The 22,852-nt window shown below is 62.3% G+C and carries 23 protein-coding genes; 19 read left to right on the top strand and 4 right to left on the bottom strand.

The window, feature by feature from the left end; genetic code table 11:
* The first annotated feature begins 30 nt into the window (after positions 1–30).
* From PF1751_RS17770 to gspD, 16 genes are all read left to right on the top strand, one after another.
* Positions 31–2,421, top strand: coding sequence for a TonB-dependent receptor (locus PF1751_RS17770; protein WP_010209184.1), 2,391 nt, complete (start codon positions 31–33; stop codon positions 2,419–2,421).
* Between the two features lie 230 nt (positions 2,422–2,651).
* Positions 2,652–3,566, top strand: coding sequence for a Fe(3+) dicitrate ABC transporter substrate-binding protein FecB (locus PF1751_RS17765; protein WP_373422424.1), 915 nt, complete (start codon positions 2,652–2,654; stop codon positions 3,564–3,566).
* Positions 3,567–3,568: 2 nt separating this feature from the next.
* Complete coding sequence (gene fecC / locus PF1751_RS17760) at positions 3,569–4,558, top strand: iron-dicitrate ABC transporter permease FecC (RefSeq protein ID WP_021491088.1); 990 nt, start codon at positions 3,569–3,571, stop codon at positions 4,556–4,558.
* Positions 4,555–5,523, top strand: coding sequence for an iron chelate uptake ABC transporter family permease subunit (locus tag PF1751_RS17755; RefSeq protein WP_044287449.1), 969 nt, complete (start codon positions 4,555–4,557; stop codon positions 5,521–5,523). The genes fecC and PF1751_RS17755 overlap by 4 nt, the downstream gene beginning before the upstream one ends.
* A gap of 4 nt (positions 5,524–5,527) precedes the next feature.
* Entirely contained in the window at positions 5,528–6,319 is a 792-nt protein-coding gene (gene fecE / locus PF1751_RS17750; protein WP_044287447.1) for a Fe(3+) dicitrate ABC transporter ATP-binding protein FecE, read from the top strand.
* Between the two features lie 316 nt (positions 6,320–6,635).
* Positions 6,636–8,327 carry a type II secretion system ATPase GspE gene (gene gspE / locus PF1751_RS17745; protein ID WP_021491085.1) on the top strand — a complete coding sequence of 564 codons (1,692 nt, stop codon included), beginning with the start codon at positions 6,636–6,638 and terminating at the stop codon, positions 8,325–8,327.
* Positions 8,324–9,520, top strand: a complete 1,197-nt coding sequence (gene gspF / locus PF1751_RS17740) for a type II secretion system inner membrane protein GspF (RefSeq protein WP_010209192.1) — start codon at positions 8,324–8,326, stop codon at positions 9,518–9,520. Before gspE ends, gspF begins: the two co-directional genes overlap by 4 nt.
* A gap of 13 nt (positions 9,521–9,533) precedes the next feature.
* Positions 9,534–9,923, top strand: a complete 390-nt coding sequence (locus PF1751_RS17735) for a type II secretion system protein GspG (RefSeq protein ID WP_010209194.1) — start codon at positions 9,534–9,536, stop codon at positions 9,921–9,923.
* A 7-nt stretch (positions 9,924–9,930) separates the two neighbouring features.
* A complete protein-coding gene (locus PF1751_RS17730) occupies positions 9,931–10,356 on the top strand; it encodes a GspH/FimT family pseudopilin (RefSeq protein ID WP_021491084.1) in 426 nt (141 codons plus the stop codon).
* Positions 10,353–10,685, top strand: coding sequence for a type II secretion system protein (locus PF1751_RS17725; protein ID WP_044287446.1), 333 nt, complete (start codon positions 10,353–10,355; stop codon positions 10,683–10,685). Before PF1751_RS17730 ends, PF1751_RS17725 begins: the two co-directional genes overlap by 4 nt.
* Positions 10,682–11,251 (top strand): prepilin-type N-terminal cleavage/methylation domain-containing protein, encoded by a 570-nt coding sequence (locus PF1751_RS17720; RefSeq protein WP_044287445.1) that lies wholly within the window; start codon positions 10,682–10,684, stop codon positions 11,249–11,251. The genes PF1751_RS17725 and PF1751_RS17720 overlap by 4 nt, the downstream gene beginning before the upstream one ends.
* A complete protein-coding gene (locus PF1751_RS17715; protein ID WP_010209198.1) occupies positions 11,248–11,949 on the top strand; it encodes a hypothetical protein in 702 nt (233 codons plus the stop codon). The genes PF1751_RS17720 and PF1751_RS17715 overlap by 4 nt, the downstream gene beginning before the upstream one ends.
* Positions 11,946–12,938 carry a PilN domain-containing protein gene (locus PF1751_RS17710; protein ID WP_044287444.1) on the top strand — a complete coding sequence of 331 codons (993 nt, stop codon included), beginning with the start codon at positions 11,946–11,948 and terminating at the stop codon, positions 12,936–12,938. The genes PF1751_RS17715 and PF1751_RS17710 overlap by 4 nt, the downstream gene beginning before the upstream one ends.
* Positions 12,913–13,515, top strand: a complete 603-nt coding sequence (gene gspM / locus PF1751_RS17705) for a type II secretion system protein GspM (protein ID WP_010209200.1) — start codon at positions 12,913–12,915, stop codon at positions 13,513–13,515. The genes PF1751_RS17710 and gspM overlap by 26 nt, the downstream gene beginning before the upstream one ends.
* The gene (locus PF1751_RS17700; protein WP_044287442.1) at positions 13,512–14,030 is read left to right on the top strand and encodes a general secretion pathway protein GspN; all 519 of its coding nucleotides are present in this window, start codon (positions 13,512–13,514) and stop codon (positions 14,028–14,030) included. The genes gspM and PF1751_RS17700 overlap by 4 nt, the downstream gene beginning before the upstream one ends.
* 5 nt (positions 14,031–14,035) lie before the next feature.
* Entirely contained in the window at positions 14,036–16,147 is a 2,112-nt protein-coding gene (gene gspD, locus PF1751_RS17695) for a type II secretion system secretin GspD (protein WP_021491080.1), read from the top strand.
* A gap of 167 nt (positions 16,148–16,314) precedes the next feature.
* Here gspD and PF1751_RS17690 read toward each other — a convergent pair whose 3' ends face one another.
* Positions 16,315–16,692, bottom strand: a complete 378-nt coding sequence (locus PF1751_RS17690; protein ID WP_106119372.1) for a c-type cytochrome — start codon at positions 16,690–16,692, stop codon at positions 16,315–16,317.
* Positions 16,693–16,923: 231 nt separating this feature from the next.
* Here PF1751_RS17690 and PF1751_RS17685 point away from each other — a divergent pair, with 231 nt between their 5' ends.
* Entirely contained in the window at positions 16,924–17,316 is a 393-nt protein-coding gene (locus PF1751_RS17685; protein ID WP_010209206.1) for a DUF4398 domain-containing protein, read from the top strand.
* 10 nt (positions 17,317–17,326) lie between these two features.
* The gene (locus PF1751_RS17680; RefSeq protein WP_044287441.1) at positions 17,327–18,100 is read left to right on the top strand and encodes an OmpA family protein; all 774 of its coding nucleotides are present in this window, start codon (positions 17,327–17,329) and stop codon (positions 18,098–18,100) included.
* Positions 18,101–18,145: 45 nt separating this feature from the next.
* Here the strand turns inward: PF1751_RS17680 and PF1751_RS17675 are convergent, their stop codons facing one another.
* Both PF1751_RS17675 and PF1751_RS17670 read right to left on the bottom strand, forming a co-directional pair.
* Positions 18,146–18,970, bottom strand: coding sequence for a 5'-nucleotidase, lipoprotein e(P4) family (locus PF1751_RS17675; protein WP_021491076.1), 825 nt, complete (start codon positions 18,968–18,970; stop codon positions 18,146–18,148).
* A gap of 96 nt (positions 18,971–19,066) precedes the next feature.
* Positions 19,067–20,995, bottom strand: a complete 1,929-nt coding sequence (locus tag PF1751_RS17670) for a hypothetical protein (protein WP_044287440.1) — start codon at positions 20,993–20,995, stop codon at positions 19,067–19,069.
* 97 nt (positions 20,996–21,092) lie between these two features.
* Here PF1751_RS17670 and PF1751_RS17665 point away from each other — a divergent pair, with 97 nt between their 5' ends.
* Complete coding sequence (locus tag PF1751_RS17665; protein ID WP_044287439.1) at positions 21,093–21,665, top strand: hypothetical protein; 573 nt, start codon at positions 21,093–21,095, stop codon at positions 21,663–21,665.
* Here PF1751_RS17665 and PF1751_RS17660 read toward each other — a convergent pair.
* The gene (locus tag PF1751_RS17660; protein WP_042571760.1) at positions 21,644–22,852 is read right to left on the bottom strand and encodes a DUF1835 domain-containing protein; all 1,209 of its coding nucleotides are present in this window, start codon (positions 22,850–22,852) and stop codon (positions 21,644–21,646) included. The genes PF1751_RS17665 and PF1751_RS17660 overlap by 22 nt on opposite strands.

Raw genomic sequence — 22,852 nt, 5'->3', positions numbered from 1 at the left:
GCAAGTGAACAATATTGAGAGCTTCCGCCAATGCCTGTAGTCCGCCCCTTGCTGAAACTCAGCCTGCTGCTGAGCCTCAGCGCCAGCCCGTTCTTCGCTGCTGTCAGCTACGCCGAAGACACCGCCACTCGCCGCAGCTATCAGGTGCCCGCCGGCAGCCTGAGTGCGGCGCTCACCCGCTTTGCCGGGTTGGCGGGCGTCAATCTGTCGGTGGACCCGGCGTTGGTCAGTGGGCGCAGCAGCAGCGGTTTGTCCGGCGAGTATGCGGTCGAGGAGGGCTTTGCCCGCTTGCTGCAAGGCTCTGGCCTGCAACTGCAGCCGATGGGTGCACAGGCCTATATGCTGGTGCCGGCGCCGGAGGGCAGCAGCCTGGAATTGGCCCCGACGTCGATCCTCGGCACCACCGGCCTGTATGACGGCGACACCTACGCCGGTGGCCAAGTGGCGCGCCGCACGGCCCAGGGCCTGCTCGGCACGCGGGACTTCATGGAAACCCCGTTCAGCATCACCACCTACACCGCTGACACGGTGAAGAACCAACAGGCCCGCACCCTGGGCGACCTGATCGCCGCCGACCCGTCGGTACGCGCGACCAACCCGGCCGGTGGGCGCTACGAGCAATTCACCATTCGCGGCTTCAGCCTGTTCAACAGCGACGTGGCGTACAACGGCTTATACGGCGTGCTGCCGACTTACACCATCGACATGGAAATGGCCGACCGTGTCGACATCCTCAAGGGGCCGAGCCAGTTGATCAACGGCATTTCGCCGCGTGGCAGCGTGGGCGGCGGGATCAACGTGGTGCCCAAGCGCGCCACCGACAAGGACATCAACTCGTTTACCGGCAACTGGGCTTCCGACAGCCAGGCCGGCGGCGCAGTGGACATCGGTCGACGCTTTGGCGAAGACAACCAGTTCGGCATTCGCTTCAACGGCGTGAAGCAGTCCGGCGATACCGAGTGGGATCACCAGAGCGTCGACCGCGAAATGGCCGTGCTGGGCCTGGATTTTCGTGGCGAACGCTTGCGCCTTTCCACTGACATCGGCCACACCGAGCGCGACACCGATGCGCCGCAAGAGCGCGTACAGGTGGCGGCCGCAGCGCCGGTGCCCAGCGCCAATGACGTGCGCCGCAACTATGCGCAATCCTGGAGCAAGGCCCGCACCAACGACACCTTCGGCACGGTCAATGCCGAGTATGACCTCAGCGACAACGTGATGCTCTACGGCGGCATGGGGGCGCGCAAAAGCAACCACGATTTCCTGCGCCACGCGGTGTCCGTATCCAACGCAGCCGGTGACTTCAGCGTGCAGCCACGGGATTTCACCCGCGATGAAAACGTGCGCACCTACACCGCCGGCGTGCGCAACTGGTTCCAGACCGGGCCGGTGAGCCATGAGGTCAACCTGGCCGCCAGCTACTTCGACATGGACTTCACCAACGGAGGCGCGCGTTATACGTCGCCGTCGAGCAATCTCTACAACCCGGTGCAAACCCCCACGCCTTCGCGGCCGACGCGGTTTGATCCCAAGGTCTACACCGAAAACAAATTCAGCGGCGTGGCCTTGTCCGACACCCTGGGCTTCTTCGATGATCGCCTGTTGCTCACCCTCGGTGCGCGCTGGCAGCGCGTGAAGGTCGATGACTGGAGCGACGGCATCAAAGGTGATACCGCCTACGACGAAGAAAAGGTCTCGCCATCCGGCGGCATCCTGTTCAAGGCCACCGACAGGTTGTCGCTGTACGCCAACTACATGGAAGGCCTGAGCCAGGGCAAGATCGCGCCGTCCACCTCGATCAACGAAGACCAGATCTTCCCGCCGTTCATCAGCCGCCAGGTCGAAGTGGGCGCCAAGTACGACGCCGGGGCGTTTGCCGTGACCGCTGCGGTGTTCCGTATCAAGCAGCCGGCCTATGAAACCAATGCGACCACGCGGCTGTTTGGTCCCAATGGCAAACGCGAGAACTCAGGTGTGGAACTGAGTGTGTTCGGCGAACCGCTCAAGGGCTTCCGCCTGCTCGGTGGTGTGATGTACATCGACAGTGAGCTGAAGGACACCACCAACGGTACCTGGGACGGCAACCGTGCCCCGGCCACGCCCAAGTACAACGTCAACCTGGGTGCCGAATGGGATGTGCCGGGCCTCGAAGGCCTGACGCTGACCAGCCGTGGCATTTACTCCAGCTCGCAGTACCTGGACCAGTCCAACGTCAAGGAAATCGACGCCTGGAACCGCCTCGACGTAGGGGCGCGCTACGCGTTCAAGGTGGACGACAAACACATCACCTTGCGGGCGAATGTGGAGAACGTCGCCGATAAGCGCTATTGGAGTTCGGCCGGGGCTTCGGATGACAGTGAGCCGGGGCTGACCTTGTCGACGCCGCGTACCTATCTGCTGTCCGCCACCGTCGACTTCTAAGGGGGGACACCGATCAACCTGTGGGCGCTGGTTTGCTTGCGATAGGGAGGGGCGCCAGTCACAGCGCTATTTGCTGATGTAGCGTCATCGCAGGCAAGCCAGCTCCCACACCTGATTTTGGCGTTAATGAGAATGTTTTTTGATCACGCCGCGCCGATATGGAATAGTACCCGCCGTTTTCCCCGGCCTGTCTAGCGGGGTGTTTTAACGCCGAGGTCCTTGTCATGCGAATGCTGCGCTCCATCCCCACCCTTGCCGCCTGCGTGTTGGCGTTCTCTTCAAGCCTGCTGAGCGCCGCCCCCATCGACCTCAACGACGGCCAGCACGCGGTGCATCTGCCGGATGCGCCCAAGCGCGTGGTGGTGCTGGAATTCTCCTTTCTCGACAGCCTGGCTGCCGTTGACGTCACGCCCGTTGGGGCCGCCGATGATGGTGATGCCAACCGCGTACTGCCCCGTGTGCGCCAGGCCATCGGCCAATGGAAGTCGGTGGGCCTGCGCTCGCAACCGAGTATCGAGGAAATCGCCCGGCTCAAGCCAGACTTGATCGTCGCCGACCTCAATCGTCACCAGGCCTTGTACAGCGACCTGGCGAGCATCGCGCCGACCCTGTTGCTGCCGTCACGCGGCGAGGACTATCAGGGCAGCCTGAAGTCCGCCGAGTTGATCGGCAAGGCGTTGGGCAAAAGCGCGCAGATGGAAGCGCGGATCCAGAAGAACCGCGAGAACCTCAACGCCATTGCGCAACAGATCCCGGCCGGCGCCAGTGTGCTGTTCGGTGTGGCGCGTGAAGACAGTTTCTCCGTACACGGCCCGGACTCCTACGCCGGCAGCGTGCTCGAAGCCATCGGCCTGAAAGTCCCTTCGGTACGCGCCAACGCTGCACCTACCGAGTTCGTCAGCCTGGAGCAACTGCTCGCCCTCGACCCCGGCTGGTTGCTCGTCGGCCATTACCGTCGCCCCAGCATCGTCGACAGCTGGAGCCAGCAGCCGCTGTGGCAAGTGCTGGGAGCGGTGCGTAACAAGCAGGTCGCCGAAGTGGACGGCGACAGTTGGGCGCGCAACCGCGGCGTACTGGCCTCGGAGCAGATCGCCGAAGACGCGCTGGCGATTCTCAAAGGCGGTAAAGCCGTACTGAGCCAATAAGCATGGGGCGCAGTCTCGCGGCGGCAGGCATTGTGCTGCTGGGTGCCGGCTTGTTCTGGCTGTCGCTGTACAGCTGGTCGCCGTTCACGATCACGGCGACGGATGCGTGGAATGGCCTGGTTCATCAAGGCCGCGTGGGCGGCAATATGGCCTACATCGTCGCCCAGCTGCGTGTGCCACGCGCGCTGTGTGCCGCCTTGGTCGGCGCCTGCCTGGGCCTGGCCGGTGCGTTGATGCAGGGCATTACCCGCAACCGTCTGGCCTCGCCGTCCTTGTTTGGCGTGACGGCGGGGGCGGCGTTGGGCTTGGCGTTGTTTTCCACCGGGCTGGTTGCGTTGCCGTTTGCGGGCGGTGCGTTGTTGATGACCTGCCTGGGGGGCGCGCTGGCCTGGATCACCGTATTCAGCCTCGGCGGCGCCTGGTCGCCGACTACGGCCCAAGGCCGCCTGGTATTGGCTGGCGTCGCGGTGGCCGCGTTGTGCGCGGCATTGACCCGGCTCACGGTGATCCTGGTCGAGGCCCAGGCGCAAAGCGTGCTCAACTGGCTGGCCGGTTCCCTGGCCAATGCCGGGGCCGCGCAAGTGCAATTGCTCTGGCCGTGCACCTTGATCGGCGGCCTGTGGGCGCTCTGGTGTGCGCCGCGACTGAACCTGATCAACCTCGGCGAAGACGCCGCACGCTCCCTGGGCGTGGGCATTGCCAGCCTGCGTTTGCAGGTGTTCATCGCCAGCCTGTTGCTGGTAGGGGCGAGTGTCTGCGCGGTGGGGCCGATCGGATTTGTCGGGCTGATCGCGCCGAATATCCTTCGTCAGTTCCTCGGGAATGACTACCGCTGGTTGATTCCGCTGAGCGCTGCGTTGGGCGCGGTGATCGTGCTGGGCGCCGACCTGCTCAGCCGCGCCGTGGCGTTTCCGGTGGAAACCCCTGCCGGTGTGGTCACCGCGCTGATCGGCGCGCCGTTCTTCCTCTTTCTTGCCAGGCGTGCCCTATGACCCGGCCAACACTGCGCTTATGGCTGCTGCTGGGCCTGTTGCTGCTGGCGACGTTAATCAGCCTCAGCGCCGGCACTGTGTGGCTCACGCCTGACGCTGTGTTGGACCGCTTGTTGGCCCACGACGCCCTCGACTTCGACGTCTGGAACCACCGCCTGCCACGCAGCCTGATTGCGATCCTCGCCGGATGCGCGTTCGGCCTGGCCGGGGCGATTGTGCAGGGTGTGATCCGCAACCCGCTGGCCTCGCCGGAGATCCTCGGCGTGACCCAGGGTGCGGGCCTGGCGCTGACCGTAGCGATCATCAGTTGGCCGCATATGCCGATTGCGTGGTTGCCGTTGGTGGCGTGCCTGGGTGGAGCAGGCGGTGCGTTGCTGCTGGCGCTGTACAACGCCGGGGTGAGTTTTTCCGGAGTGCGCTTTGCACTGTCCGGGGTGGCGATTGCGGTGACCTTGTCCAGTGTCACCGAGTTTCTGATCCTGTCCCATCCGTTGGATATCAACACGGCCTTGCTCGCCCTCACTGGCAGTTTGTGGAGCCGTAACTGGCACCATGTGGCGCTGGTATTGCCGTTCCTGGTGCTGATCCCCGTGGGCCTGTGCCTGGCCAAGCCGCTGAACCTGATTGCCCTCGGCGACGAAGCCGCCCACAGCCTCGGCACGGCACTTGGCCGCACTCGCTGGCTGGCCATGGCCTGCGCGGTGGTGTTGACCAGCCTGGGCGTGGGCGTGATCGGGCCGATCGGTTTTATCGGCCTGGTCGCGCCGCACATGGCACGTCGCTTGGTGGGCGGGCATCACCAGTATTTGCTGCCGGCGGCGATGCTGACGGGTGCGCTGTTGCTGGTGCTGGCCGACACGTTGGGACGCACGTTGATCGCGCCCAGCGAAATCCCCGCCGGGGTGCTCACGGCGGTGATTGGCGCGCCGTATTTTCTTTGGTTGCTGGCACGGTTCAAGGGCTGATCACATGAGTATTCTTCAAGCACGCGAGCTGGATATCGGCTACGGCACTACGCGTATCGTGCAGGGGTTGTCCTTTGTGCCGCCGACCGGAAAGGTCACCGCCTTGATCGGTCCCAATGGCTGTGGCAAATCCACCTTGCTCAAAGCCTTCGCGCGCATCCTCAAGCCGACCCAGGGTGAACTGACCCTGGATGGCCAGGCTTACACCAGCTTGTCCGCCCGCCAATTGGCGCGGCAGATCGCATTCTTGCCCCAGGTGTTGCCAGTGCCAGAAGGCGTCAGTGTGCGTCAGTTGGTCGCCTATGGCCGCAGCCCGCACAACTCATTGTGGGGACGCCTGAGCGGCAATGACCAAGCCCATGTCACCCAGGCCATGCAACGCCTGGAACTGGATACCCTGGCCGACCGCGCCCTGGCGGACCTGTCCGGCGGCCAGCGCCAACGCGCCTGGCTGGCCATGGTGTTGGCGCAGAACGCGCCGGTGGTACTGCTCGACGAACCCACCACGTACCTCGACATCAGCCACCAGGTCGAACTGCTCGACCTGATGGGCGAACTGGCTGGCGAAGGCAAGACCGTGATCACCGTGCTCCACGACATCAACCAGGCCTGCCGCTATGCCCACCACCTGGCGGTGATGCACGGCGGCAAGCTGGTGGCCGATGGTGCGCCGGGGCAGGTGATCACTGCCGAGTTGATGCGGCAGGTGTTTGAGGTGCAGGTGCAGGTGATGAGCGAGCCGGTGGCAGGCACGCCGATGTGCCTGATCGAAAAAAGCACCCGACCTCATACCTGACGTGGTTGAAAGTGTGGTTTTGCTTCTTGTTGATAATGAAGTAACCCGGTTGAATGTATTGAAAAACCGTTTAATTGCGCGAGAAAACGCATAAGTGGCTAATTGCAACTAGTGAAAGGATGGCTATTAGCTTCTAAGGCTCTGGCGCAAGGGTCTTGGCCATTATGTTTATTTTATTCCCGGTCTTCAGGAACTAGGGCTATAACTTCCAGTCGATAACCCCGGCTTACTCTCGCTTGGGTTATGGCTAACTAATGGCATGTTGCTGTAGTTCCAAATAGCCATACTTTCTCGCAACACTAGATACCTGAACATTATGTCGTCAGCGCCTATCGATGCCTGCCAGATGCAGATCCCGCACACCGAACAGGTGTGCGCGTGGCTGATGCAGCATGCCGGGCTGAAAACGGTGGACCTGGAGCGCGCCCGACGCTTGTCCACGGACGACCTGCTGAGCCTGCTGACACGTCTGGGCCTGGTCTCTGAAGTCGAATTGGCCCGCGCCTGGGCGGCGTTACTCGGCGCGCCGCTGTTATTGGCCGATGCCGCGCCGCCGTTGCTCGATCCCTTGCCCGTCTTGACCGAACGCTTCATGCGTCACTACCAGGTAGTGCCCATGGGCTGGACCCAGGGCGGCCTGCGGGTGCTCGCCGCCAACCCGGCGCAACTTTATCCGTTCCAGGCCTTGGCTTATGCGTGCCAGGTGCCGGTGTGGCTGGCCATCGGCCCGCGCAATGAAGTCGACACCCTGATCGAGCGCTACTACGGCCAGGGCCGCTCGGCCATGGGCACGCTGATCGAAAACCTCGATGAGCAGGGCGGCGCCGAGGAAGATATCGAACACCTCAAGGACATGGCCTCCGAAGCACCGGTGATCCGCCTGGTCAACCTGATCCTGCAGCGCGCCGTGGAACAACGGGCCTCGGACATCCATATCGAACCCTTCGAAAACCAGCTCAAGGTGCGCTACCGCATCGACGGCGTGCTGCACGACGCCGAAGCGCCGCCGGCCAGTTCATCGGCGGCGGTGATCTCACGGGTGAAGATCATGGCGCGGCTGGACATCGCCGAACGTCGGCTGCCCCAGGATGGGCGCATCATGCTGCGCATCCAGGGCAAGGAGCTCGACCTGCGCGTGTCCACGGTGCCCACCAGCTTCGGCGAGTCGGTGGTGCTGCGCTTGCTGGACCGGCAGACCGTGCAGTTCGATTTCCCGAGCCTGGGCTTTGACGGCCAGCGCCTGGCAAGCTTCCTCGATCTGCTGGAGCGCCCCCACGGCATCCTGCTGGTCACCGGGCCCACCGGTTCCGGCAAGACCACCACGCTCTACACCGCGCTGTCGCGGCTCAATACCACCGAGCGCAAGATCATCACCGTGGAAGACCCGGTGGAGTACCAACTCGAAGGCATCAACCAGATCCAGGTCAAACCTGCCATCGGCCTGGACTTCGCCGGGGCGCTGCGCTCCATCGTGCGCCAGGACCCGGACGTGATCATGATCGGCGAGATCCGCGACCTGGAAACCTGCCGCATCGCCATTCAATCGTCCCTGACCGGGCACCTTGTGCTTTCCACTCTGCACACCAACAGCGCCGCAGCCAGCATCACGCGGCTGATGGACATGGGCGTGGAAAGCTACCTGATCGCTTCGACCGTCAGCGGCATTCTCGCCCAGCGTCTGGTGCGGCGCCTGGATCCGGTCACCCGCGTGGCCTTTGAAGCGCCGCCGGAACTGATCGCAGAACACGGCCTGGATCGCCTGACCGAACAGCGCCCGATTCTGCTTTATCGCGGGGACTATCACGGCCGCAGCGCCCTGACCGAGCTGTTGGTGATGAACGACGAACTGCGCAGCCTGTTGATGCGTCACGCCGATGCCGCCACGTTGGAGCAGGCGGCTCGCCGCGCCGGTTTGCGCACGTTGTATGAAGAAGGACTGCGCCAGGCCTTGGCGGGTATTACCTCGTTGGAAGAGGTACTGCGCGTCACCCGTGGAGAGGGCGCGTGAGCCTGTTCAAGTTCCGCGCCCTGGACAGCCAGGGTGTGCCGCAGAACGGTACGCTGGAAGCGGTGGATCAAGTCGCCGCCGTCGCGGCCCTGCACAAGCGTGGCCTGTTGTTGTTGCAGATTGAGGCGGCCGGCAGCCCGCTCCTGCGCAACCCACGCGGGCAGTTGAAGGGCGCGGCGTTGGTGAGTTTCACCCAGCAGTTGGCGACGCTGCTGGGGGCTGGTCAGCCGCTCGAACGTTCGTTGAGCCTGTTGCTCAAACAACCCGGTCAACCCCAGGTGCGTGCACTGATTGGGCGCATCCGTGATCACGTCAAAGCGGGTAAACCACTGTCCGCCGCTTTGGAAGAAGAAGGCGGCAGCTTCTCACCGTTGTACCTGAGCATGGTGCGCGCCGGTGAGGCGGGTGGCGCACTGGAGAACACCCTGCGCCAACTCAGCGACTACCTGGAACGCAGCGAGCGGCTGCGTGGTGAAGTGATCAATGCGCTGATCTATCCAGCCTTCCTGGTGGTGGGCGTACTCGGGTCCCTGGCGCTGTTGCTGGCTTATGTGGTGCCGCAATTCGTGCCGATCTTCCAGGACCTGGGCGTGCCGATTCCGTGGATCACCGAGGTGATTCTCGCCTTGGGTGAGTTCCTGGGCGCCTATGGCCTGCTGGTGTTGGCCGGGCTGATCGTGAGCGGTGGGTGTTGGGCGGCACGCCTGCGTAATCCGGCGTTTCGAGAACAATACGATCGGCGCCTGCTCGGTGTCCGTGGGATCGGCCCGCTGCTGCAACGTGTCGAAGCGGCCCGCCTGACGCGCACCCTCGGCACGCTGCTCAGCAATGGCGTGGCGTTGCTGCAAGCCTTGGTGATCGCACGGCAAGTCTGCACCAACCGCGCGCTGCAGGCCCAGGTCGGCAGTGCGGCGGAATCGGTCAAAGGCGGCGGCACCCTCGCCAGCGCGTTCGGCAGCCAGCCGCTGCTGCCCGAGCTGGCCCTGCAAATGATTGAAGTCGGCGAACAGGCCGGTGAACTCGACAGCATGCTGCTCAAGGTGGCCGACATCTTCGACGTCGAAGCCAAGCGCGGCATCGATCGCCTGCTCGCCGCACTGGTGCCGTCCCTGACCGTGGTCATGGCGGTGCTGGTGGCGGTGATCATGTTGGCGATCATGCTGCCGTTGATGAGCCTGACCAGCAATATATGAAGGAGCTGAACCCATGAGAAAACCACGCCGCCAAGGCGGTTTCACCCTGTTGGAAATGCTCGCGGTGATCGTGCTGCTGGGCATTGTCGCCACCATTGTCGTGCGCCAGGTCGGCGGCAATGTGGACAAGGGCAAGTACGGCGCGGGCAAGGCGCAATTGGCCAGCCTGAGCATGAAGATCGACAGCTACGCGCTCGACGTCGGCGCGCCGCCCACCAGCCTGCAACAACTGGTGGACAGACCCGGTGGCTATGCCAAGCCGTCGGACCTCAAGGACCCGTTCGGGCATGCCTTCGGCTATCGCTTCCCCGGTGAACACGGTGCGTTCGACCTGATCTTCTACGGCCAGGATGGCCAGCCGGGCGGCGAAGGTTATAGCGCCGATCTGGGCAATTGGGAGTAACGCGGCTATGTTCCAGCGCGGCTTTACCCTGCTGGAAATGCTGGTCGTGATCCTATTGATCAGCCTCGCCGCCGGGTTGCTGGGGATGGGCGTGCGCCAGGGGCTGCAGGCGGCGAAGGAGCGCCGCGCGGTCGGACAGATGGTGGAGGCGTTGCGCACCACGCGGGCGGGGGCGATTGTCAGCGGGCAGTCCGCACGTACTGCGTTCGACCTGCGCGCCCGCACGTTCCAGGCGCCGGGCCGTGCGCTGCAACAGTGGCCGTCCGAGCTGCAAGTGACACTGCACACCGCCGAACAGGTGGGCCCCGCCGTCGAGTTCTATCCGGACGGCAGCTCCACCGGCGGCAATCTGCTAGTGGCCAACGGCACCCGGCGTTGGCGCATCGATATCGGCTGGCTCACCGGCAGCGTGCAATCCAAGGCGCTGCCATGAAGCACCAGGCCGGGTTCACGCTGCTGGAAATGCTCGCAGCACTGACGCTGATGGCGGTGTGCAGCACGGTGCTGCTGGTTGCGTTCGGCCAGAGCGCGAGCTCGCTGTCCCAGGTGGCCCGCAGTGACCGGCTCACTCATGCGGCGCTGACGATTTTCGATCAAGAGGCCGCAGGGCGATTGAGCAACGGCGTCAGCCAGGGCGAACTCGATGGTATCCACTGGCAACTGACCTGTACCCGTCAGCAAACGCATATTTTTCGTCTCGATCTGGTCGTTGGTGAGGGCCCGCACCAGGCCCGTTTCAGCACGTTGAAGGCGCGCCTGTGAAGCGCCGCGAACAGGGCTTTACCTTGCTGGAAATCCTTGTGGTACTCAGCTTGCTGGGCGTGCTGCTGGTGTTGGTCGGCGGCGCGTTGCTGGGTGCCAATCGTGCCGTGTCCAAGGCCCAGGCATATGCAGTGAGCCTGGATGAAATGCGCGCCGCTCAACAGTTTTTGCGCACGGCGATCAGCGAGGCGTTGCCCCTGGCGGTGGGTGAGGGCGATGGATTTTTCGTCGGCACGCCACAGCGCCTGGAGTTCGTCTCGACCTTGCCCGGTGTGCTCGGTGGTGGGATCCACCGGTTCAGCCTGCAACGGGTCGAACAGGGTCTGCAGGTCGGGTTTTCCCAGCGTGAACCCCAGGTGCTGCTGAACAACATCGAGGGTCTTCAATTCAATTATCGCGGCACGTCACCGCTGGGCCAGCCCACCGGTTGGATCAGTGACTGGCCATGGTCCAGGCGCTTGCCTGCGGCCGTGCGCATCGCCGCCCACGTCGACGGCCCGGTGCCCTGGGTCACCCAGGTGATTGCCCTGCGCTTGAACCTGTCCAGCGGGAGCGTGGAAGAATGAGACGCCAACGCGGCGCGGCCCTGCTGCTGGTGTTGTGGGTACTGGCGTTGCTCAGCGTGTTGCTCGGCGGCCTGGCGGGCTGGGTGCAACTGGAAAGTCGCCAGGCCCTGTGGCTGCGCCAACATACCCAGACTGTTTTGGCCGCCGAAGCCGGCATCGCGCACGTCTTGGTCGACCGACGCTGGGTTGCCGATGGCCGCGATATCGCCCTGGCTTTTGACGACGCCCAGTTGCACGTCAGCTTGCGTAGCGAACGCGGCAAGCTCTACCTGATCAATGCCCAGGCACAGGATTTCACACGCCTGGCCCTGGCCTGCGGTGCCACTCCGGCCCAAGCGACACAGTTGGCCACGGCCCTCGACGCGCGACGTCACCAGGGCCTGGCGCCGTTCCGGGTGCTGGAAGAAGTGCGCCAATTGCCCGGCATGACGCAAACCCTCTATAGCCAATTGCTGCCCGAGATCACCTTGTGGAGCGACCTGGACCGCCCCGATCCCGCCTTCGCTAGCCCGCTGATGCGCAAGGCGCTGAACCTGCCGCGTCAGAACGCCGAAGGTGCCGACCCTGGCGAAGTGCTGGTGGTCGACAGCCGCGCCGAGCGCCCCGGCGGTTATCAGGCGCGGCTGCAAGTCACCGTTTTATTGAGCCCATCGGAGGACAGCGCACAACCCTATCGGGTGTTGCGTTGGCAAGAATGAATCGATTGGAACCCATTGCCCGGCACTGGCGCGGCAGCCTGCTGCAACAGGGTTGGCGCGTGTGGCTTGCGGAGTTGCGCGCCTGTGTGCCGAGTTGGTTGGCACGGCCGGAACCGCCGGAGCAGATCCACCACTGGCCGTTAGCGGTGCCGGTCGTGTCGAGCAGCACACGCCAAGTGCTGATGCTCGGCGCGGATGCCGTGCTGCTGCAACGCGTACAACTGCCTCTGGCCGCCGGGCGCAATCTGGAGGCCGTGGTCGGTTATGAACTGGACCGCTACACCCCGTTCGAGGCTGACCAACTCTACTTTGTCGCCCGCCAGGAGCGGCGCACGCCCAGCCACCTTGAGGTCACGCTGGTGGCGATCCTGCGCGAGCGCCTGGACCAGATGCTTACCGACTGCGCCGCCCTCGGCCTGCATCCCCATCGCGTGGACGCGGCAAACCTCGGTATCGACCTGCTGCCCGCACCGCTGCGCCCCCGTCAACGCCGGCCGGGCATGGGCTTGCAGCGTAGCCTGCCGTGGTTGTGCGGGGCCTTGCTGATCGCGGCGATGGTGCTGTGGCTCAACGACCGCCAGCGTGTCATCGACGTGATGCATACCAGCGTCCAACAGCAAAAAGCCCAGGTCGCCGAGGTGCATGCGCTGCGCCAGCAACTGCTCAATACCCGCGGCGCGGCGCAGTACCTCACTCGGCGCAAACTGGCGCAACCACCGCTGGCCGCGCTGCTCAATGACCTGACCACCTGCTTGCCCGCCGACACCTGGTTGGATCAACTGGAGGTGAAGGACGGTGAGATTTCAATCTCCGGCCAAAGCGCCAAGGCCAGCGCATTGATCACCCGTATCAAAGGCTGCCGCAGCCTGGAAAACGCCCAGTTCGAAGGGGTGATCCAACCCGATGCCCGCACCGGCAAGGACCAGTTTGCCTTGCGTGCACACCTACGCCAGGAGGCTGCCGATGCGCCGACCCCTCACACCCCGTGAACGCCGTGGTGCTGCCTTGCTGGTGCTGGCGTTGGTGCTTGGCACGGCCTACTGGCTGTTGATCGACAGCTGGTTCGCCGGCCCCCTGCGCGACATGGGCGAACAGGCCGAACAACTGCGCGAGCAACAGCAGCGGTATGCCGGCGTGTTGCGTCAACGCGATGCACTGCGCCAACAGCTTGAGCAAGCCCGGCAGGATCCCGCCAGCAGCACCAGCCTATTGCCGGGGGATGACCCCGATGTGGTGGCCGCCGACCTGATGCAGCGTCTCGCCGACCTGATCAACAGCCACGCCAACCTCGGCGGCGGTTGCAGTTTGACCCAGCGCAAGCCCATCACCCCGGAGCAGGACGACGGCGAGCCGTATCGCCAGGTCAAGGTCAGCCTGACCCTCGATTGCGCCATCGAACCTCTGGAAGCCCTGCTGCATGAGTTGGAGTACCAGCCGCCGTTCCTGTTCGTGGATGAACTGCGCATCCGTCGCAGCCAGCAGGCGCCGGCCAATGGCGGTGCGGGCAAGTTGGTGGTGCATCTGTTGGTGCGCGGCTATCTGCAACCGGCGCGGGTGACGCCATGATCGGCAGACTACGCCCCGTGGAGTGGGGCCTGCTCGGCTTGTCGGGCTTACTGGGCGTGTTGATGGCGGTGATCCTCAGCAGTATCGGCGATGAACCGAAATGGCTGCCTGAAGCGCCCACGCGCGCCCATCCCACCGCTCAGGTCCAGGTCGCGCCGAGTGTCCCGCTGGAAAACCTCGCCGCCACTTGGCAAACGCCGCTGTTCAGCCCGGACCGCAGCCCGGATCGCGTCGTGGGTAAAGCCCAAGGCGCCAGCCTGGCCAACCTGACCCTCAGCGGCATCATGATCACCGGCAACCTGCAAATGGCCATGCTCAAACAGGCCGACGGCCGCGCCCTGACGGTCCGTCTCGGCCAGGCCCTGCCCAACGGCTGGCGCCTGGACCACCTCACCCCGCAATACGCCCGATTCAGCCTGGACGGCCGCACGCAAACCTTGAGCCTCTACGCCAAGCGCCTGCCGCCGCCGTCCAGCAGGCCCCCCATTACTTTGCCCCGCGAGCCTCTCCCTTGATCGACATGCGCACCTCAACGTTTTGCCTGGCCACCGCCCTTGTCCTGGGCGGCTGTGGATCTTTTCCCGACCGTCTGGAGCCGGATGACGATCTGCTGCACGAAGCCATGCAGGGCACGGGCTCGCAACGCCCGCCGACCGAGCAGGCCGCAGCGGAAACTCCGCCGCCTTCGGTGCAACCGCCAGCGCAGCGCCAACTGATCCGTGGCAACCAACAGTTCGTGCGCGCGCCGGCAGCGCAGCCGGTGGCGAAAGAGAAGGGGGGCGATATCGTCTTCAACTTTGCCGACCAGCCCATCGAAGCGGTGATCAACAGCGTGATGGGCGACCTGCTGCACGAAAACTACAGCATCGCCCAGGGCGTGAAGGGCAACGTCAGCTTTTCCACCTCCAAACCGGTGGACAAACAACAGGCTCTGTCGATCCTTGAAACCCTGCTGTCCTGGACCGACAACGCGATGATCAAGCAGGGCGATCGCTACGTGATCCTGCCCGCCAACCAGGCGGTGGCCGGCAAACTGGTACCGCAGATGAACGTGGCGCAACCGTCCAGCGGCCTGTCGGCGCGGTTGTTTGCGTTGCGCTACATCTCCGCCACCGAGATGCAAAAACTGCTCAAGCCCTTCGCCCGCGAGAACGCGTTCTTGCTGGTGGACCCGGCGCGCAACGTGCTGAGCCTGGCGGGTACCCCGGACGAGTTGGCTAACTACCAGGACACCATCGACACCTTCGACGTGGACTGGCTCAAGGGCATGTCGGTGGGCGTCTTCGGTCTGCAACGGGCTTCCGTGGCCGAGTTGATGCCCCAACTGCAAAGCATGTTCGGCCCTGACAGCGGCATGCCCCTGGCCGGCATGCTGCGCTTTTTGCCGATTGAACGGACCAACTCGGTGGTGGCGATTTCTTCCCAGCCGCAGTACCTCAGCGAAGTGGGCGACTGGATTCGCACCATCGACGAAGGCGGCGGTAACGAGCCGCAGATGTACGTTTACGACGTGCGCAACATGAAGGCCGCCGACCTGGCCAAGTACCTGCGGCAGATCTACGGCACCGGCGCAATCAAGGACGACACACCGGCCAAGGTCGCGCCGGGTCTGCGCACGACCACCCTGTCGTCGCTCAATTCCGGCGGCTTGCAGAACAACCCGCCTGCGGCCGAAGAGTCGGAGCCGCAAGAAAAGGAAGTCGCCCCCACCAGCGCGCTCGAAGCCGGCACCCGCATCACCGCGCAAAAGAGCAGCAACCAGCTGCTGGTGCGCACCCGACCGGCACAGTGGAAAGAGATCGAAGCGGCGATCAAACGCCTCGATAACCCGCCGCTGCAAGTGCAGATCGAGACGCGCATCCTTGAGGTCAAGCTTACCGGTGAACTGGACCTGGGCGTGCAGTGGTACCTGGGGCGCCTGGCGGGGAATTCCTCCAGCACCACCGTGGCCAATGCCTCTGGCAGCCAGGGCGCGCTGGGCGGGGGTGGGGCGGGGTTGGGGGCAACGGATTCGTTGTTCTATTCGTTTGTCAGTTCGAATTTGCAGGTGGCGTTGCATGCGTTGGAAACCAATGGCCGCACCCAGGTACTGTCGGCACCGTCGCTGGTGGTGATGAACAACCAGCCGGCGCAGATTCAAGTGGGGGACAATATTCCCATCAACCAGACCACGGTGAACACGGGGGATGCGGATACCACCTTGAGCAGTGTCGAGTATGTGCAGACGGGGGTGATTCTGGATGTGGTGCCGCGGATCAATCCGGGTGGGTTGGTGTACATGGATATTCAGCAGCAGGTCAGTGATGCTGAGAATCAGAGTACGAATAGCGACACGCCGGTGAATCCACGTATTTCCACGCGTTCGGTGTCGACGCAGGTGGCGGTGCAGAGTGGGCAGACGGTGTTGCTGGGGGGGTTGATCAAGCAGGACAACCAGGAGAGTGTGAGTGCGGTACCGTATCTGGGGAAGATTCCGGGGTTGCGGTGGTTGTTCGGCAGTACCAGCAAGTCGAAGGATCGGACGGAGTTGATTGTGCTGATTACGCCTAAGGTGATTACCAGCAGCGGGCAGGCTCGGCAGGTGACGGATGATTATCGGCAGCAGATGCAACTGTTGCGGCTGGATAAATAGGTGTACCTATCCGTTTCTTCGGTAACGGCAGCTTAGGGTCCCGCTGTTGCAGCGGGTCACTTTTGGAAGCGCCAACAGTAAGCAAAAACGCTTCTCGCCCCAACACGGCTTGCGCCAGCAAGGCCTGGACCTGGGCGATCAGGACCGCGTGATCGATTGACCGCCCATCATTGATGCTTGGCAATCACACCGCTCATGTACTGATTCAAATCGCGGAAGTCGTTAACCCTCCAAGCGAACGGCGGTAGTTTTACGCCGTTCTCTCGCAACGTTCTTGGGATCAAGTCGCCATTGGGGCGAAGTATGATCGAAGAGACGATAACGCCCGGATAATCATTCAGGCGTTTTTTAAAGGCAGCGGTGGTCAGGTCTGGTGTAGGCGGGTTGCTTTTTTTGGCCAACGGCCCTGTTCCCTTGATATCCGCGCCGTGGCACATGGCGCATCGCTGCATATAGAGATTTTTTCCGTTGGCGTTATCGGCGAACGCCAGCGATGTTTGGGTCAGCGACAAGATGCCGAACGCAGCGATCAACACTCTTTTCATTTCCATATGCCTTATTGTGTCCGTCGGCGGACAACTTATTGATTAAGTGAACAAATACTACACTTGGTGGTGGTTGTTTTTCTGAGAAAAATCCTACAACCAGCCAGGATTTTTCATTCTTCTAGTCTGCATTTTTCCTCCTAGGATGGCGCGATCGCTTGAACACAAGCGAGACGGCAAGGGCTGTTCCCATCGCCCCGCAGCCGTAAGAACATGCTTAGGAGTCAACACATGAAGATGACCAGTGTGAGCAAACGCCTGCGCCGCTCGGCCTGGGCCGTGATCGCCGCCGGTGTACTGGCAGGTTGTGCCACGCCGCAGCCACCAGCGGTAAAGATCTCCCTGGCCCGTGATGCGGTAGGGCGTGCCTTGGCAGCGCAAGCGACCCAGTTCGCGCCACTGGAAATGAAAACGGCCCAGGACAAACTGGCGCGTATGGACCAGGCCATCGGTGAAATGAAGTACGTCGAGGTCGACGCACTGGCCGATCAGATCGAAGCCGATGCCAGCCTCGCCGAAGCCAAGGCCAATGCCGTGCGTAAACAACAAGTCTTGAAGCAGGCGCGAGAGGGCATCCAGGTGCTCAAGCAGGAAATGCTCAACGCCCCCGCGACTACCCACTGAGGATCTTGCCATGCGTGCCCTTTTTTTCATTCCTGTTCTTTCGGCCCTGAGTCTGGTGTTTGCCGGTTGCGCCACGCCGCCGGAAAACCCGCAATTGCTGCAAGCGCGCAGCCAGTTCTCCAGCCTGCAGGAGAAGCCGGAGTCCAACACCCTGGCGGCGGTTGAAACCCGTATCGCTTCCAACGCGCTGGACCGCGCCAACCAAGTGTCCCTGCACGACCGTACCGCCCTCCAGATCGACCAACTCGCCTACCTTGCCACGCAAAAAATCGCCCTGGCCGAGCAGACCATCGTCGGCCGCAAAACCGACGCCCAGCTCGACAACATCGCGGTCGACCGCACCCAGGTGCAACTCGACGTGCGCACCGCGCAGCTCAAGGCGTTGCAGGCGATGAAAGCCCAGCCGACCGAGCGTGGTCAGGTCATCACCTTTGGTGACGTGCTGTTCGATACCGGCAAGGCCGATTTGAAAGCGGGCAGCCAACGGGACTTCCAGGGGTTGGCGAACTTTCTGGTGCAGAACCCGGAGCGTCAGGTGCGCGTAGAGGGGTTCACTGACAGCGTCGGTGGCGATGCCTACAACCAGAGCCTGTCCGAGCGACGTGCCCAAGCAGTCGCCCGTGGCCTGCAACGGCTTGGCGTGGGGATCGAGCGTATTGCGGTAATCGGCTACGGCAAGCAATTCCCGGTCGCCGATAACCAGAGCGCGCAGTCACGCCAGTTGAACCGCCGTGTGGAAGTGATCGTGTCCAATGACGCTTCGGCAGTCAGCGCACGTCGCTGAGGAATCGGTATACGGCAGCATCCCAGGCCCGTTCAGTCGCGCGGGCTATTCCTGCAACTGCAACGCCTGCTGCTTGAGCGTGCGCTTTTGCTCAAACGGTAACTTCTCATCATCCCCATACGGCGCGCTGTACCAGTTGCCATAGGTCGGGTTGGGCAGCAGAAACCAGCGTTGCCCCAGCCAGTTCACATAGGGCGCCACGGCCTTGCGTTGATCCGCGACGGTGTTGTGCTCGGCCTGGACGAAATCCCCAAGGGAATCACCCGCCATCAACAACACCCGAGCATGGGCAGCGACCCATTGGCGGCGGCAGTTCTTGCCATAGCCGGCGCTTTCGCAATGGCCGGTAGGTGTGCTGGCGGCGAGGACGTGTTCGTCGCTTTCCACCGGAAAGCCGCGCAGGCGCAGGTTTTTCACCGTGGCGGTGACCTGGCTGTGTTCGCGGTTGGTCAGGTAGTAGACCGCGATGCCTTTTTGCTGGGCCGCTTGCAGGAAGGCGACTGCGCCAGGCAACGCCTGGGCCTTGGCCTGGTCGACCCAGGTGTTCCAGCGGTCGTAGGAGTAGACCTGGTTGTTGACCACATCCCGCGCGTTGAGCGGCACGTTGTCCAGCAGGGTTTCGTCGATATCCACCACCACGGCCGGCGGCAAGCCCGTCAGGTTGCGCGGTGGTAAGGGCAGGGCGTCCCAGGTGGGATCAGCCAGGGCCACGTCGAGTTGGCGGGTGGCATTGGCAAAGAGCTGGCGGTAGATCAGCTCATGCTCGATGGAGGTCTGGGTCCAGAGCACGGCGTCGAGCTGGTCGTTGGCGGGTGGCGTTTGTTGGCAGCCGGCCAACAGGCAGAGGCTGACGAAGATCAGGTTGCGCATTGAAATAATCAACCTTGGAAAAGGCGCGCCGCGTGGCAGGCGTAGAGTTTGATGGATGCCGCACCATACGGCCCCGAGCGGCTTTGTGGCAAACGCTCAATAGGATTCACCAGCACGTGTGCAAGCGATCAGAGCGGGTATTGCCCGTCGCAGCAGACTCTCCGTAGATTTCCTCATCCGCAGCTCCATTGAGCCGTCCGATTGCAGAATGATGATGCCCGCCAGCTTGTCGTGATAGTTGCGTTCTTCATGAAATCCACCGCTGTCCGTAAACAGCATCAACAGGCCACGTTCTTTTTGGGTGATGTCGTAGACTCCCTTGGGTCCGTTGACGGTTTTTTCGAACAGCGACAGCATGGCGTTACGCGTTGGCTGGCCGGGACTCACGGGTTCCGGGTAGTGCTGGTTAAGTATGAGCCCCATGCCCGAATCAGCAATGCGCTCGGCAGTGGTTGTCCAGCTATCCAAGGCTTGAGTATTCAGCACTCCACCCATTGAACTCGACAAGTCGACAATCAGGCGGGGCAGAGGTAACGCGTACTCTGTGAGTGCACGACGAAAATGCTGGCGCAATAGGTGCGTTGACATCGCGTTGATGGGGGTGACGCCTGCAAATGCCTGGCAACGCTCACTCACGTTTTCATCGCCATTCTGCGCGCACAGGTCCACCAGCTTTTTCGGCTGACTGGCGGGCACCGGTCCGTAGTTTGCGAGGGCTACAAGGGCGTGTGTGTTGATCTTTGCGTAGTCGCGCAGGGCTTCATTAAAGTTTCGAGTGTTGGCGCGCGCGTACTGCTTTGCTTCCAGCACATAGACAACTTTTTCGGTTTTATTCGGCAGGCGCTGCAGGAGCGAATAGTCAGGTTGAATGTTCTGGCTACGGCCTGCACCTGCCAACTTAATGTCTTTGGAGGCGACGCGAAGCTCCGCCATCAGCTCGAGCACATCGTTGCCGACATGCAGCTTGGCAATAAGAGTAGGCCTGAAGGCGAATGTGAGGCCGTTGTCTTCGGCCATCAGTTGAAAACGTTCACCCGACTGTTTGAGTTCGCGCTTCAGCAGCGTAATAAGCCACACCGAATAGAGCTGTGAACGTTGTTTCCAGATGGGCAGGTCCAGCAGGTCTTCCAGCTCACGTGACAAGGGTTGGGGCGGGACGAACTGCGAATGGGCATTGGTGAGTGCTTCAATTTTTTCTGCGAAATTGTCCCTGTGTGACAGGGGGACAAGCTGTTGGCAATACCAAAGTCCGCGTAAGAGGTGATAGCGCGCGATGTGATCGTCCTGAGCGTGCGCTAACTGGGATTCACTCCATTGATGGATGGGCGCTCTCTCTGATGGGCATGGCTCGTCATCACGGCGGGCGCTGCGCAGGTCATTCTGGCTGGTATAGCGGCTTGTACGTTGGCACAGCTGCTGGATCAGGGTCGCCAGTGGTGCAAGTGCCTGGGTCAGTGAGTCATTGGGCGCACCATCGGGCAGCGGCACAGGCGTTTGATAAGGCCATTCGTGGCCATCAATCCAGCTTTTTGCAGCCATATCCACGAGAGAAGGGGGTCTGGTAGTGTCCACCCCCGGCGTTTCTCTCAACGCACGGAACACGCCGTTGCTGATGAGCCTCAAGTCCTCTGCACAATAGGCGCGCTGGGCAACTGCGTGGCTGAGGTTTTCCATTATCGCGCGGGCGCGACGAAACGCATCGACGTCGAAGGGCACTTTGTCGCCCTGACCAAAATCGAACTCGATCAGCAGTCGCTCATTGCTCTGGGACACACCGCCCTCGGCGAACATTTCATAGATGTCGTTGAGCATCATGCCGAAAGGCTGCAAGGCATTCAGTACCGCGACGAGGAAAGACGTGGCATCGACGGTGTGACGTTTCAGATAGGCGCCAATGTCTTGAGATGGCGCAATGTGCAACGCCGCGCGCAGGTCTGCGACGAACTGTCTGTCATAGCTCCTGGGCGCCAGGCGGTCCGCTGAGTTCAGGCTGTTCCACAGGTCAGCTGCTGTTCGAAGGGTCACAAATCTTCCTTGATAAGAATAGGTGGCTATTAGCCATGTGGTGCGAAGTGTGGGATGTTATCCCACTCAAGGAAATCATGCGCTGGTCAGGAACATCATGAACGCACAGCAAGGTCTTTACGAAAACATCACCCTTATCGACGTCCAGTTGGCGTCCGTCTATTACCCAATCCTGGTTGATCTGGCCAAGCATAAACATTGCCTGACGTACTCCGAACTGGTCGATCGTGCCCAGTGTGAGAACCCTGACCATCCGGTCGTTCAAAATGCTATTCCCGTTTCCACCGGGCGGCGGCTGGACGTGGTCAGGCTGTTCACCAATGAGCGAGAACTGCCAGACCTGACGTCGTTGGTGATCAGTAAAAGCTCGGGGGAGTGTGGCAGTTTTTTTACTCGACACTTCGATCCGGTGGCTGCGCGTAAGCAGGTCTTTGAGTTTGACTGGAGCGCCGCGACAGCGGACTTCGATGGTTTCGTCAGTGTGACCACGCAGGCAGTGAAACCTCGCCGAAAGGTCAAAAAGCCGCAAGCTATCCAGTGTATGGCGGCTTATTACCAGACGAACAAGGCGACCCTGCCGGTGAAAGTCAGTGAATACAGAGAGGCTATCATCGACCTCATCATGGAGGGGTTCTCGGCTGAAGAAGCCTACCTGATAGCCCTGCGCTGAAAGACGGGTTGGTTATCCTCATCAATCGTCCAGTGAGGTTGGCCGGGTTGGATGCACGTTCCACCGACCCAGCGTTCATGGGAGCAATGGTCGGGCCAATAGGCTCGGCCTTTGAGCACGTCTTGGCCCAATGCCGTCAGCGTCAACCCTCTTTGCGGCCATGCTTTTTGGGCTTCTGCTTCTAGGAGCAAAGGGTTGTCGCCATCGATCAGCGGCCGCAAGAGCGCATGAAACATCATGTCCCCCAGAAACGGCAGCGGTTCACGCTTGGCCATCAGCTCGGCAAACACCCGACCGAAGGGGGTTGGCCCAGCTTCAGCAAGGTACGTCAGGGCCAATCGCTCGGTCAGCGACAGGCCATCGCGCACCCCAGGCAACTCCTGCAATTGACGCAACAGCGCCGGGGCGAGCAACGGTAAGGCGGGATGGCTGTCATGGGCCAATTGCGCCCATTTGACTGGCGAGCTATCGCAGTACGCCGACCAGGCCCGTTTGGCCAATTGCACGGCATCATTATCGATCAGACGCCGTTGCGGCCACAGCCACGCCAGCACATCCGGCGCCAGTTGGCCGATGCCGATAAAGCGTTGCACGCCGGGAATGTGGTCTACCTCGATCAGTTCCAACTTACGCGGTGCTTGTTCGAGGCCGGCAAGCGCACGGACCAGGAACAATTGGTCATAGGCATCCGCTTCGCACCACAGCACGCTGTGATCGGCGCTGGCCAATGCGTCGAGGTGGCCGTATTCAACGTCTACGCGACGCGCTGCGTCTGCTTCATCGATGGAAAAGGCCTGGCTGATAAATGCACTGCGCATGGCGCGGAAGTCTTGGCCGGGCAAGTCGCGGACCGGCCCCATGCACAGCGGGTCGGCGAGCATCCGGAACTGCCCTTTGAACCCCGCCAGCTGGAGGGTGTGGGCAATGTCATTGCCGCAGCGCCAGTGGGTGGTGCGGGCTTCATCACTGGCGGCAAAGTCGGGGTGGCGGGCGGCGAAGTCGATGGCGTCGATATGGGCCTTGAGCTTGGGCCAACTGCTGAAACCCAGCTGCTTGGCGATCGTCCACTGGGCCACGGACAAGGTAGCGTTCGGGTCCTGGGTTTTCAGGTGTGGCAGCAGTTCCTTGGCGCGCTTGCGCTGCTGCTCAAGGTTGAGGCGGCCATCGGTGTTGAATGGATGGGACAT

This window comes from Pseudomonas simiae (genome assembly GCF_000934565.1).
In the GTDB taxonomy this organism is placed as follows: Bacteria; Pseudomonadota; Gammaproteobacteria; order Pseudomonadales; family Pseudomonadaceae; genus Aquipseudomonas; species Aquipseudomonas simiae.
This window is presented reverse-complemented; position numbering and strand designations above follow the sequence as displayed.